The sequence below is a fragment of the Stenotrophomonas sp. STEN022 genome (assembly GCF_056760155.1).
In genome coordinates, this window is the sequence record NZ_JBRREG010000119.1 from 1 (window position 1) to 11,468 (window position 11,468).

The window sequence follows — 11,468 nt, forward strand, 5'->3', positions numbered from 1 at the left end:
CGCGCGGGGCGGGGGGGCTCGCGCCCGCCGGGGGCGGGGCGCCGGTGGGGCCCGGGGCGCGCCCCCCGCCGCGCGGGCCGCCGCCCCCCCCCCCCCCCCCGCCCCCCCCCCCGCCCCCCCCACTACAGAAGGTCCAACGCTGCGTTACCCTTGCCGCCCCATACGATGGCCAGGCCGATGACCGTAGAAAAGAACCAGCGTGAGCTCGAAGCCGGTATCCATACCGACCTGCAGGGCCGGCTCACCTACGGCGGCTATCTGCGCCTGGACCAGTTGCTGTCAGCCCAGCAGCCGCTGTCCAACCCGCCGCACCACGACGAAATGCTGTTCATCATCCAGCACCAGACCTCGGAGCTGTGGCTCAAGCTGCTGGCCCATGAGCTGCGCGCGGCGCGCGGCCACATGCAGCGCGACGAGGTCTGGCAGTGCCGCAAGGTGCTGGCCCGGGCCAAGCAGGTGCTGCGCCTGCTGACCGAGCAGTGGGCGGTGCTGGAGACCCTGACGCCCTCCGAGTACATGGGCTTCCGCGACGTGCTCGGCCCGTCCTCGGGCTTCCAGTCGCTGCAATATCGCTATATCGAATTCCTGCTCGGCAACAAGAACGCCGACATGCTCAACGTGTTCGCCCACGACCCGGAAGGGCAGGCGCAGCTGCGTGAGGTGCTGGAAGCGCCCAGCCTGTACGAGGAGTTCCTGGCCTACCTGGCGCGCTTCGGCCATGCCATCCCGGCGGCCTACGAAGGCCATGACTGGACCCAATCACATATCAGCGACCCGGCCTTGCGCCAGGTATTCGAGAACATCTACCAGGACACCGACCGCTACTGGCGCGAGTACTCGCTGTGCGAGGACCTGGTGGACCTGGAGACCCAGTTCCAGCTGTGGCGCTTCCGGCATATGCGCACGGTGATGCGGGTGATCGGTTTCAAGCGCGGTACCGGCGGTTCCAGCGGCGTGGGCTTCCTGCGGCAGGCATTGGAGCTGACTTTCTTCCCCGAGCTGTTCGAAGTGCGTACCACCATCCGCGGCGACGCCTGAGCCCTTGCTGGGGTTGAAAATCCAGCCTATTCAGCGGCTTGCAATGCACCATGGGCTGGGCTCGGAGAGCTCGGTCCAGCCATGGCGCAGTTGTTGGTTGCAGCAGTATGTATTTGACGTGAAGCCGACGCTTCTGTGATCCTCGCCCGTCGCGCCGGTTCCGGCCGACTTTCTGTAATTGCCCATTTCGATCAGGGGACACCGCATGAGCGCTGCCGCGCCGAATTCCGAACCAACCCCGGCGCCCGTGCCGGAGTTCAAGACCATCCTCGGCCATCCGAAGCCACTGTGGATGCTGTTCATGGCCGAATTCTGGGAGCGCTTTGCGTTCTACGGCATTCGCTGGGCGATGGTGCTGTACATCGTCGCGCAGTTCCAGGGCGGCCTGGCCTCGGGCGAAAAGCCTGCAGCCGAGCTGTACGGTGCCTACCTGGCGCTGGTCTATGCCGGCGCCATCTTCGGTGGCTACGTCGCCGACAAGCTGGTCGGCTTCCAGCGCTCCATCCTGCTGGGCGCACTGTTCATGGCCATCGGCCTGTTCATGCTGGTCTCGCCCAGCGAAGTGATCTTCAAGCTCGGCCTGGCCACGATCATCGTCGGCAACGGCCTGTTCAAGCCGATCATCTCGACCATGGTGGGCAAGCTGTACGTGCAGGGTGATGCACGCCGCGATGCCGGTTTCACCATCTTCTACATGGGCATCAACATCGGTGCCCTGCTGGCCCCGGTCATCACCGGTGCGCTGGCCAAGATGGTCTTCGGCACCGAGCAGGACCCGCACTACCAGTGGGTGTTCATCGCCTCGGGCATCGGCATGGTGGCCAGCCTGATCTGGTTCTGGTTCGGTCGTAGCCAGCTCAAGGGCATCGGCCTGCCGGAAGAAGGCCAGAAGAGCCTGGGCCGCGTCGGACTGGTGGCTGCGCTGGGCCTGCTGATCGGCATTCCGGTGTTCTATTTCCTGCTGACCATTGATGCCAACGCGCTGCAGGCCATCCTGATGACGTTGTTCATCGTGCCGGCGCTGATGCTGCTGGTGGAAGGCATCCGCAGTGGCTCGGTCGCGCGTGACAAGGTGATCGCCATGCTGGTGATCTTCGTGTTCAACGTGCTGTTCTGGATGTTCTTCGAACAGGCCGGCAGCTCGTTCACCTTCCTCGCCGACAAGATCGTCAACCGCGAGTTCGGCAGCTGGACCTTCCCGCTGGAATGGTTCCAGTCGGTCAACTCGGTGGCCATCATCGTCTGTGCGCCGATCATGGCCTGGATGTGGGTCAAGATGGGCAAGGCCAATCCGTCGATTCCGCGCAAGTTCGGCCTGGGCCTGATCTTCAATGGCCTGGCCTTCCTGCTGCTGATGGTTGCGCTGTCGAGCATGGTCAACGATGCCGGCAAGATCCCGTTCTGGACCCTGTTCGCGGTCTACGTGATCCAGTCCATCGGTGAGCTGTGCCTGTCGCCGATCGGTCTGTCGATGACGACCAAGCTGGCACCGACCCGTCTGGCCGGCATGGCAATGGGTTGCTGGTTCCTGTCGATCGCCATTGGTAACAATCTGGCCGGTATCTTTGCCGGCAAGGTCAGCGGCGAAGGCGGCATGACCGTGGCGTCGGCGCAGTCCGGTTACACCTTCGGCTTCTGGGCCCTGGTGGGTTCGGGCGTGGTGCTGTTCCTGGTCGCTCCGCTGATCAACAAGCTCATGCACGGCGTGAAGTAAGGAGTCAGGCGATGAAACTGCTGTTTGGAATGGTTCCCCTGTTGCTCACCGTGGCGCTGGTTGGCTGCAATCAACCGCCGCCCGCCAAACCTGAAACGGTGCAGCCGCTGGATACCTCCGAACAGAAGGCACCGGTGGCTGACACCAGCCAACCGGTGGCATCGGGCAATACCCCCACCGCAGCGGATATCGCTGCGGTGGCTGGGCTCAACGCGCAGTTCGACCCTGCCCGCGACCCGGTCGCGGATCTGGAAACGGCCAAGGTCGAGGCCCAGCGTGGCGGCAAGCGGATCATCCTGGACGTGGGCGGGGAGTGGTGCTCCTGGTGCCACTTGCTGGACGCCTTCATGGAAGGTGATTCGGAGCTGCGCCGCTTCCGCGATGCCAACTACGTGTGGATGAAGGTCAACTACAGCGAAGAGAACGAGAACGCCGAGTTTCTTGCGCGCTTCCCGGAGATCAAGGGCTACCCGCACCTGTTCGTGCTGGATGCCGAAGGCCAGCTGCTGCATTCGCAGTTCACGGGCGATCTGGAGAAGGGCAAGGGTTACGACCGCGCCAAGTTCGATGCCTTCCTGAAGGCATGGGCACCGCCGGCTAAGTAAGCCTGCGATGTGGTTGAACAAAAACGGCGCCGAGAGGCGCCGTTTTTTTGTGCTCCCTCCCTTGCGCATAGCGCAGGGGAGGGCTGGGGAGGGGGGCATTTGATTTTGCTGTTAGCTGTTAGCTGTTTGCTGGCAGCAAAGCCAAAGCCAAAGCCAAAGCACCCCTCCCCAACCCTCCCCTGCGCTATGCGCAAGGGAGGGGGTTAGGCCACAGCCGTCATCTTCATTTTGTTCGCCAGCGGCCGCTAACGAATCAATCCCTCTGCATCCGGCGCCTTGCCCTCCCTCATCATGCAGCCAGCTGCCAGCCCCGATTCCAGCACCGCAACGGTTGAGCAGGAGCTCGCCAGCACCAGCCTGCCCACGGTGGACGAACTGCTGGACGAAAGCGCAGCGCCGGAAGAATCCGCACCGCCGCCGCGCTATAGGCTGCCGCAGGCCGCGGTGCCGCCCAACATCATGTTGCAGTCGGCCGTCATCCGGTTGGTGGAACAGAAAGAACAGATCGATCAGCTGACCCGCAACGGCTTGTTGGCCGGCCTGCTGCCACCGGAGTGGAGTGCGTCGCCCGGCAACGAACTGCGCGCCTTCGTCGCCAGCGTGGTGCCGTTCGCCTCCGACAACGTGTGTGGCGAAACCATCGCCGCACGCGTGCCGTTGAAGTTCCTGCTCGGCCATTCACAGCGCTGGGGCAAGCCCGATGTGGCCGAACCCAATTCCCTGTCGGCCTTTCTGGCCAGCGATGAGCGCGCCAACAGCGGCGTCAATGATCACGCCGAAGTCATGCTGCTGTCGCCGTTGGGCCTGGGCTGGGCGCACTCCGGCCGCAGCCGCGTCGGCTTTCTGCGCGCGATGGGGGTGGAATCGATGGCGGCGCGGGTGACGGCGTTGCCTTACCCGGCGCCGGAACAGCTCGCGCTCTATCAGGTCAACAATGACGGCCTGACTCAAATCTGGTGTGTGATGGACAAGCGGCGGCTACGTGCGCTGCCGGTGCCGGCGCTGTCGCTACCGCTGTTGACCGCTTATGGCGTTGCTGCGCCAGAAGCATGGCCGTCCAACTGGCCGGCACCGACCGACGTTGGCGCGGAGTTGGCGTTGGCGCGCATGGGCAAGGGCACTGCTGAAGTCGATCTGGTCAAGCTTGTGGACAAAATCAGACGTGACCAAGCCAACGATGCCTGGACCGGCGCCAGCCTGATGCAGCTGCACACCTGGGTGCCGCGCTGGCGGTTCTTCCTGACCTCGTTCATCGGTCTGCCGGCCGGCCTGTTGCTGCTTGCAGCATTGGCTTTGCCCGGCCGCGTGGAAGCGGCGGCGGTGGCGGCGGCATTGGGTTTTGCAGGTGGTGCGATCGCGGCCCTTGCCGCACCGTGGATCTATGCGCGGCGCAAGCACCTGAGTTGATCGTCGCTGACGATCAACCCTCGTTCATGCGCTGCAGGCCGGCATCGGCCAAGCGCGTGATCAGGCGTTCGAGTACCTGTTCCTCGTCCTCGGTGAGTGCCGACATCAGGCGCCGTTCCATCTCGATCACCATCGGCGCGATGGTCTCGTAGACCTCGAAGCCTGCAGCGGAAAGCGCCAGCACCGAGCGGCGACGGTCATCGCCATGGGTCTCGCGTTTGATGAAGCCGCGCTCCAGCAGGCGCGCCACGGCGCGGCTGACGGCCACCTTGTCCATTGCCGTGCGCTCGGACACTTCACTGGCCGAGGAGCCCGGATACAGCGCCAGGATGGTGATTACCCGCCATTCGGGAATGGCCAGGCCATAGCGTTCGCCGTACAGCCGGGCGATGTTGCCGCTGACCCGGTTGGACAAGACGCTGATGCGGTAAGGCAGGAACTGCTCAAGATCCAGCAACACGTGCGAGGCGCGGATGCTGGTGGACTTGCTGTAATCGGAAGAGCTCATGCTGCAGTGCACCTTGATGGTGGTTTCATGTGAAACTATAACCTTCGGTCCAGACCCGCTTTTTGGGGCGGATCTTCCTGTTTTCATCGCCGGTACCCCGGCGACCGCCATGCTCCCGGAGGCAACCCATGAATACCCCTACTGCATCCAACGCGCCCAACCTGGGCATGCAGGTCACCACCTTTGAAAACCCGATGGGCATCGATGGTTTTGAGTTCGTCGAGTTCGCCGCACCGGCTGGGCAGGCTGCCCAGCTGCACGCCTACTTCAAGAACATGGGGTTCACGGCCGTACTCCGCCACCGGCAGCGTGCTATTACCGTCTACCGTCAAGGCGGCGTCAACTTTCTTGTGAACGAGGAGCCCAATTCGTTCGCCGCCGACTTCGCCGCCAAGCATGGCCCGAGCGCCTGCGGCTTCGCCATCCGCTTCCAGAAGCCGGCTGCCGAGGTGCTGTCAGCGGCCTTGGGCAACGGCGCCGAGGAAGTGGATCTGCTGGCCGAGACCCGCGCCGTACCGGCACCGGTGATCAAGGGCATTGGCGATTGCATGCTGTACCTGGTGGATCGTTACGGCGGTGCCGGAAGCATCTACGACACCGACTACGAGCCGATCGAAGGTGTCGACCAGAACCCGGCCGGCTTCGGCCTGACCTTCATCGACCACCTGACCCACAACCTGTACCTGGGCAACATGCAGCAGTGGTCGGATTACTACGAGCGTCTGTTCAACTTCCGCGAGATCCGCTACTTCGACATCAAGGGGGCAAAGACCGGCCTGGTGTCCAAGGCGATGACCGCACCGGACGGCGTCGTGCGCATCCCGCTCAACGAGTCCTCCGACCCGAAGAGCCAGATCAACGAATACCTCGACGCCTACAAGGGCGAGGGCATCCAGCACATCGCCTGCTTCACCGACAACATCTACGACACCGTCGAAGCGATGCGTGCACAGGGCATTGATTTCCTGGATACGCCGGACACCTACTTCGACGTGGTCGACCTGCGCATCCCGAACAATGGTGAAGACGTCGAGCGCCTGCGCAAGAACAAGATCCTGATCGACGCCGACCCGGAAACCAAGCAGCGCAAGCTACTGCAGATCTTCACCAAGAACTGCATCGGCCCGATCTTCTTCGAGATCATCCAGCGCAAGGGCAATGAAGGGTTTGGCGAAGGCAACTTCCAGGCCTTGTTTGAAAGCATCGAGCGCGACCAGATGGATCGTGGCGTGCTGTAAGACGTAACGCGCTATAGGACATAGCCCCTCTCCCGCTGGGAGAGGGGTTGGGGTGAGGGTGAAGCTGCTAAAGATCATGAAAGGCGCAAGGAGGCCGTTTCATGAGCTATAGCAGCAAACCGCCGTTACCCACCGTTACCCTTGATCGTGCCCGCAGGCTCCGTCGTAGCCTGGCCGACGCCGAGCGCAAGCTCTGGAACAGGTTGAGGAACGGCCAGCTGTGTGGGTTGAAGTTTCGCAGGCAACATCCGGTTCCGCCGCATATCGTGGATTTTTACTGTGAGGCCAAACGGCTGGTAGTGGAGCTGGATGGCTCACAGCACAATGAAGACGTCGATCGCGTGCGCACTCGCTTCCTGGAGCAGCAAGGTTTGACCGTATTGCGCTTCTGGGACAACGATGTGCTGCTGCAGGTGGATGCGGTGCTGGAAGCCATTTTGATGATGGCTGAAAGCCTTACCCTCACCCCAACCCCCGCTCCGCGCCCCGGCCCTTGCGGCCAGCGCAAGGGCGCCGAGTCAGGCTGCGAACCAATGGTTCGCAAGCAGCCTGCCCCGGCCCCGGAGGGGGAGGGGCTTTAAGCGGCAATGCTTCAGCTCTTACCCTCACCCCAACCCCTCTCCCGGAGGGAGAGGGGCTTTAAATGCAACAACACAGGCAGGTTCGTGATGGTCAGCAACGCTTATCAATCCGGCTTCGGCAATGAATTCGCCACCGAGGCTGTGCCCGGCACCTTGCCGGTGGGTCGCAATTCGCCGCAGCAGGTGGCGCACGGGCTGTATGCCGAGCAGCTGACCGGCACCGCCTTCACCGCGCCGCGCGGCAGCAACCGCCGCAGCTGGCTGTACCGCATTCGCCCGGCGGCGATGCACGGTGAGTTCACCCCGTTCGAGCAGCCGCGCCTGCACAGCGATTTCAGCAAGGCCGCTGCATCGCCGAACCAGCTGCGCTGGGACCCGCTGCCGCTGCCCACCGCGCCCACCGATTTCATCGATGGCCTGTACACGATGGGCGGCAACGGCTCGGCCGAAGCGCATACCGGCGCCGGCATCCATCTGTACGCCGCCAACGCCGACATGCGTGGTCGCTACTTCTACAACGCTGACGGCGAGTTGCTGATCGTGCCGCAGCTGGGCCGACTGCGCCTGCGCACCGAGCTGGGCGTGATCGAGATCGAACCGCAGCAGATCGCGGTGATTCCGCGCGGCGTGCGCTTCGCGGTCGAGCTGCCGGACGGGCAGGCACGCGGCTACGTCTGCGAGAACTTCGGCGCGCTGTTGAAGCTGCCCGACCTCGGTCCGATCGGCAGCAACGGCCTGGCCAACCCGCGCGACTTCGAAACGCCGGTTGCCGCCTACGAAAACCTCGACGGCCAGTTCGAGCTGGTCGCCAAATTCCAGGGCCGTCTGTGGCGCGCCGACATCGGCCACTCGCCGCTCGACGTAGTCGGCTGGCATGGCAACTACGCGCCGTACCGCTACGACCTGCGCCACTTCAACACCATCGGTTCGATCAGCTACGACCATCCGGACCCGTCGATCTTCCTGGTGCTGCATTCGGCCAGCGATACCCCCGGCACCAGCAACCTGGATTTCGTGATCTTCCCGCCGCGTTGGCTGGTGGCGCAGAACACCTTCCGTCCGCCGTGGTTCCACCGCAACATCGCCAGCGAGTTCATGGGCCTGATCCATGGCGCCTACGATGCCAAGGCCGAAGGCTTCGTGCCGGGCGGTGCGTCCATGCACAACTGCATGACCGGCCACGGTCCGGATGCGGCCACCTTCGACAAGGCCTCGCACGCTGACCTGTCCAAGCCGGACGTGATCACCGACACCATGGCCTTCATGTTCGAGACCCGTGGCGTGATCTGCCCGACCGAACAGGCAATGGAGGCCGCGCACCGCCAGCGCGGTTACCAGACCTGCTGGAGCGGGCTGCGCAACAACTTCACGCCGCCCAAGGCCTGATTCAGGCCGGTAGCGGTGCTGGTTCCAGCACCGCTGCCAGATGCGTTTCCGGCAGCACTTCCTGCAGACGCCCACGCACACGCTGGGTGTAGCCGTCCGAGGTCATTGCCGGCAGATGGCTCAGTGCCAGCTTCAGTGCCTGCACGGTGTCGCCTTCCTCGCGCGCTGCCTGCAGCAGCTTGTGCAGCTGCGCGGCGGTGGGATTGCGCTGCAGGGCGAGGATGTCCAGCACATAGATGCGCGCTGCGACCATCGAACGGCGCCGCTCCACCGGTGCACGTGGCATGGCGGCGGGCGACGCGGCCGCCTCGGCAAGCGGCTTCGCAGCCGGACTCGTCGCCGCCAGTGCAGGTGGGGATTCCACCTGCAGATAGCCATCACGCTGTAGTTGCGCGATCAGTTCGGGGACGTCGTTGCCCAGCATGCCGCTCAGTTCGGCGAGGCTGCGCTTGCCGTCGCACAGGATCAATGCCCGCCGCTGGCGCAGGTCCAGCGCGGCGCGGTGCGTCTGCAACACGGTGTGGCCAAGTTCGGTCTTGTGCGGTTGCATGGGCGGTGGGCACGGGCGACGTAGGCGCCCAGCCTGTCGCCATCAGGTGAAACCACGATGACAAGCCTGTCTTCGCGCTGGCCGGGCACAGTTGCCGCTAGACTCGGCCGCGAACCCGCCCGGAGCTGTTGCATGAAGCGCATTGCCCTGCCGATGTCACTGTTCACCGTCCTGCTGGTGGCATGCCAGCGCACGCCGCCGGCTGAGCCGGCAGCTGCCGAACCTGCCGCTCCTGCTCTTGCTCCTGTTTCCGCTCCGGCTGGCGCAGCCCCGGTTGCAGCCAGCGATGCCGATTGGCAGGGCTATGGCGCCGCACAACTCGGCATCGATGCCGAGCAGCTGCGCACGGTATGGACGGGCGAACTGCAGGGCGATGCCGCGGCCGATGGCGGCTGCTACTACCTGTCGCCGGCCGCGCACAGTGAGGGCGGGCCGTTCTTCATGCTGGAAGGCGGCAAATTCGTCCGCTACGACGTACGCGGTGGCGCTACGGTTGCACCCGGTGGTGGAAAGATCGGCATGGATCTGGCCCAGCTGCAGGTGCTTTACCCGCAGGCAGAGCCGCTGCAGTCGCACAAATACGTGGAAGGCGGCAAGGTACTGCGGGTGCCCGCAACGGATGGCAGCCAGGGCGTGCTGGTGTTCGAGCTGGGCGCCGACGGCAAGGCCACGCTCTGGCGCGTAGGCCTGCCGCCGCAGGTGGATTACGTGGAAGGCTGTGGCTGATACCCTGCTGCGGCCATAGGCGGTTGCGCGGGTATGTCCCCGGCACTGCCGTCATCACTGCAGGGGAGGGAGGCGCAATGTTCGAAGCTATCGCATGGTTTGTACTGGGGCTGGTGCTGTTGGCCCTGGGCGGTGACTCCATCGTCAAGGCCGCCTCCGGCCTGGCCCAGCGCTTCGGTGCCTCGCCCTTCGTCGCCGGCTTGCTGCTGGTGGCCTTCGGTACCTCGTTGCCGGAGCTGGTCGTCAATGCCCGTGCTTTCGCCGTCGGTGCGCAGGAGTTGGCGCTGGGTAACGCGGTCGGCAGCAATATCGTCAATGTTGGCCTGACCCTGGCTCTGGCTGCGCTGGCTTTCCCACTGGTGGTGCGTACGCGCCTGCTGTCGCCCTTGCTGGTGCTGCTGGCGGTGGCGACGCTGGCCTTGATCGTGTTCGGCCTGGATGGCGCGATCAGCCGTATCGAAGGCGTTGTGTTGCTGCTGGGCTTTGTCGGCGTGCTTGCGTTCCTGTTGAAGCGTGCACGGCATGAGCCGGCGGCATTGCAGGAAAGCATCGCTGACTACGCCACCACCCGTACCGTGCTCGGGCTCAACATCATCCGTGTCGTCATCGCGGCAGTGGTGCTGTACTACGGCGCGCGTTTCGTAGTGCAGGCTGCGCCGGTGATTGGCGCGGGCTGGGGCATGTCGCCGTTGCTGGCCGGTTTGTTGCCGGTGGCCATCGGCACTGCCTTGCCGGAAGTCGCCGCGGCGATTGCCGCTGCACGACGCGGGCAGGGCGACATGGTCGTAGGCCACGTGATCGGCTCCAGCCTGTTCAATGTGCTGGTGGTGATTGGTGGCATGGCGGCGCTGCGGCCGATGCCGTTGCCGGCCTCGTTCGTGCGCCTGGAATTGCCGGCGGCTATCGTGTTCGTGCTGATGCTGTACCCGATGCTGCGCGGCGACCTGAAGGTCAGCCGCGGCGAAGCCGCAGTGCTGTTCGCCGCGTTCCTGGCGTGGGTAGGCCTGGAGCTGGCGCTGTTCACCTTGTAGGAGCAGCGTCAGCCGCGAAGCTGGCGCAGCTGAAAGCGCCGGGTTGTATGCAATCACATGCCATGTTGCCGCTGCTCCCACAGGTCAGCTGGCGCTGCTGCGTATGAGGCGTCTGTCTCTTGCATTCATTGCCCGGGCTGGGCTTGAATCAACGGTTCCAAGCTGACAAGGAGTCGAGCATGCGTAGGTTTTTGTTGATGGCTGTGGCGTGCATGGGCTTGGCGGGATGTGCGCATGTCGGCCGTGGCAGCACATGGGTGGACCCATCCATGGCGGTGCAGCTGGCGGCTGCGGCTGGGCCGCAGCGCGGGGTGGATGGCGTGTTTGCGCTGACGGTGCGTGCCAGTGGTAATGCCGATGGCAGGTTGTACCTGAACTCCCAATCGGACTACCGCGATCCGCGCAACCTGAGCATCAGCATCGGGCCCGATGCGCTTCAGGAGATGGTGGCTCAATACGGGTCGGACCCCGGCACAGCCTTGAAGGGACGCGCGATTCTCGTGCGGGGTACGGCGCGGATGGTGCGTATCGGGTTCGTTGCTGATGGCAGGCGCGTCAGCGACAAGTATTACTACCAGACGCATGTGCGGGTAGATGACGCCACGCAGCTGCAGCTGCGCTGAAGCGGACCTGTAGTGCCGAGCCATGCTCGGCAGAGGCGTTGCCAGTATTCCAATGTAGTGC

At 64.3% G+C, this 11,468-nt stretch carries 12 protein-coding genes; 10 read left to right on the top strand and 2 right to left on the bottom strand.

What is annotated here, in order from left to right:
* Positions 1–177 precede the first annotated feature (177 nt).
* The 4 genes from ACVOMF_RS18605 (at position 178) to ACVOMF_RS18620 (ending at position 4,764) form a co-directional block, all read left to right on the top strand.
* Positions 178–1,038 carry a tryptophan 2,3-dioxygenase gene (locus ACVOMF_RS18605; protein ID WP_282271794.1) on the top strand — a complete coding sequence of 287 codons (861 nt, stop codon included), beginning with the start codon at positions 178–180 and terminating at the stop codon, positions 1,036–1,038.
* A gap of 205 nt (positions 1,039–1,243) precedes the next feature.
* Positions 1,244–2,752 carry a peptide MFS transporter gene (locus ACVOMF_RS18610; RefSeq protein WP_481510586.1) on the top strand — a complete coding sequence of 503 codons (1,509 nt, stop codon included), beginning with the start codon at positions 1,244–1,246 and terminating at the stop codon, positions 2,750–2,752.
* A gap of 11 nt (positions 2,753–2,763) precedes the next feature.
* A complete protein-coding gene (locus ACVOMF_RS18615) occupies positions 2,764–3,357 on the top strand; it encodes a thioredoxin family protein (RefSeq protein WP_481510587.1) in 594 nt (197 codons plus the stop codon).
* A gap of 276 nt (positions 3,358–3,633) precedes the next feature.
* Entirely contained in the window at positions 3,634–4,764 is a 1,131-nt protein-coding gene (locus ACVOMF_RS18620; RefSeq protein ID WP_481510588.1) for a hypothetical protein, read from the top strand.
* Positions 4,765–4,777: 13 nt separating this feature from the next.
* Here ACVOMF_RS18620 and ACVOMF_RS18625 read toward each other — a convergent pair whose 3' ends face one another.
* Positions 4,778–5,272, bottom strand: coding sequence for a MarR family winged helix-turn-helix transcriptional regulator (locus tag ACVOMF_RS18625; RefSeq protein WP_282271784.1), 495 nt, complete (start codon positions 5,270–5,272; stop codon positions 4,778–4,780).
* Between the two features lie 128 nt (positions 5,273–5,400).
* On the opposite strand from ACVOMF_RS18625, the gene hppD reads away from it, so the two are divergent.
* The 3 genes from hppD to hmgA all read left to right on the top strand — a co-directional run bounded on the left by hppD (position 5,401) and on the right by hmgA (position 8,477).
* Complete coding sequence (hppD, locus tag ACVOMF_RS18630) at positions 5,401–6,510, top strand: 4-hydroxyphenylpyruvate dioxygenase (protein WP_481510589.1); 1,110 nt, start codon at positions 5,401–5,403, stop codon at positions 6,508–6,510.
* Positions 6,511–6,611: 101 nt separating this feature from the next.
* On the top strand, positions 6,612–7,091 hold the full coding sequence (locus ACVOMF_RS18635) for an endonuclease domain-containing protein (protein WP_481510590.1): 480 nt from the start codon (positions 6,612–6,614) through the stop codon (positions 7,089–7,091).
* A gap of 87 nt (positions 7,092–7,178) precedes the next feature.
* The gene (gene hmgA, locus ACVOMF_RS18640) at positions 7,179–8,477 is read left to right on the top strand and encodes a homogentisate 1,2-dioxygenase (RefSeq protein WP_481510591.1); all 1,299 of its coding nucleotides are present in this window, start codon (positions 7,179–7,181) and stop codon (positions 8,475–8,477) included.
* 1 nt (position 8,478) lies between these two features.
* Here the strand turns inward: hmgA and ACVOMF_RS18645 are convergent, their stop codons facing one another.
* Positions 8,479–9,027 (bottom strand): hypothetical protein, encoded by a 549-nt coding sequence (locus ACVOMF_RS18645; protein WP_481510592.1) that lies wholly within the window; start codon positions 9,025–9,027, stop codon positions 8,479–8,481.
* Between the two features lie 153 nt (positions 9,028–9,180).
* Between ACVOMF_RS18645 and ACVOMF_RS18650 the strand changes: the two genes are divergently transcribed.
* The 3 genes from ACVOMF_RS18650 to ACVOMF_RS18660 all read left to right on the top strand — a co-directional run bounded on the left by ACVOMF_RS18650 (position 9,181) and on the right by ACVOMF_RS18660 (position 11,407).
* Positions 9,181–9,753, top strand: coding sequence for a lectin (locus ACVOMF_RS18650; RefSeq protein ID WP_481510595.1), 573 nt, complete (start codon positions 9,181–9,183; stop codon positions 9,751–9,753).
* A 77-nt stretch (positions 9,754–9,830) separates the two neighbouring features.
* Positions 9,831–10,784, top strand: a complete 954-nt coding sequence (locus ACVOMF_RS18655) for a calcium/sodium antiporter (protein ID WP_481510593.1) — start codon at positions 9,831–9,833, stop codon at positions 10,782–10,784.
* A 179-nt stretch (positions 10,785–10,963) separates the two neighbouring features.
* On the top strand, positions 10,964–11,407 hold the full coding sequence (locus tag ACVOMF_RS18660; protein ID WP_481510594.1) for a hypothetical protein: 444 nt from the start codon (positions 10,964–10,966) through the stop codon (positions 11,405–11,407).
* Positions 11,408–11,468: the final 61 nt, after the last annotated feature.

Coding starts and splice junctions, on each gene's coding strand:
- ACVOMF_RS18605 (WP_282271794.1), top strand. CDS start 178: ATGACCGTAGAAAAGAACCAGCGTGAGCTCGAAGCCGGTATCCATACC.
- ACVOMF_RS18610 (WP_481510586.1), top strand. CDS start 1,244: ATGAGCGCTGCCGCGCCGAATTCCGAACCAACCCCGGCGCCCGTGCCG.
- ACVOMF_RS18615 (WP_481510587.1), top strand. CDS start 2,764: ATGAAACTGCTGTTTGGAATGGTTCCCCTGTTGCTCACCGTGGCGCTG.
- ACVOMF_RS18625 (WP_282271784.1), bottom strand. CDS start 5,272: ATGAGCTCTTCCGATTACAGCAAGTCCACCAGCATCCGCGCCTCGCAC.
- hppD (WP_481510589.1), top strand. CDS start 5,401: ATGAATACCCCTACTGCATCCAACGCGCCCAACCTGGGCATGCAGGTC.
- ACVOMF_RS18635 (WP_481510590.1), top strand. CDS start 6,612: ATGAGCTATAGCAGCAAACCGCCGTTACCCACCGTTACCCTTGATCGT.
- hmgA (WP_481510591.1), top strand. CDS start 7,179: ATGGTCAGCAACGCTTATCAATCCGGCTTCGGCAATGAATTCGCCACC.
- ACVOMF_RS18645 (WP_481510592.1), bottom strand. CDS start 9,027: ATGCAACCGCACAAGACCGAACTTGGCCACACCGTGTTGCAGACGCAC.
- ACVOMF_RS18650 (WP_481510595.1), top strand. CDS start 9,181: ATGTCACTGTTCACCGTCCTGCTGGTGGCATGCCAGCGCACGCCGCCG.
- ACVOMF_RS18655 (WP_481510593.1), top strand. CDS start 9,831: ATGTTCGAAGCTATCGCATGGTTTGTACTGGGGCTGGTGCTGTTGGCC.
- ACVOMF_RS18660 (WP_481510594.1), top strand. CDS start 10,964: ATGCGTAGGTTTTTGTTGATGGCTGTGGCGTGCATGGGCTTGGCGGGA.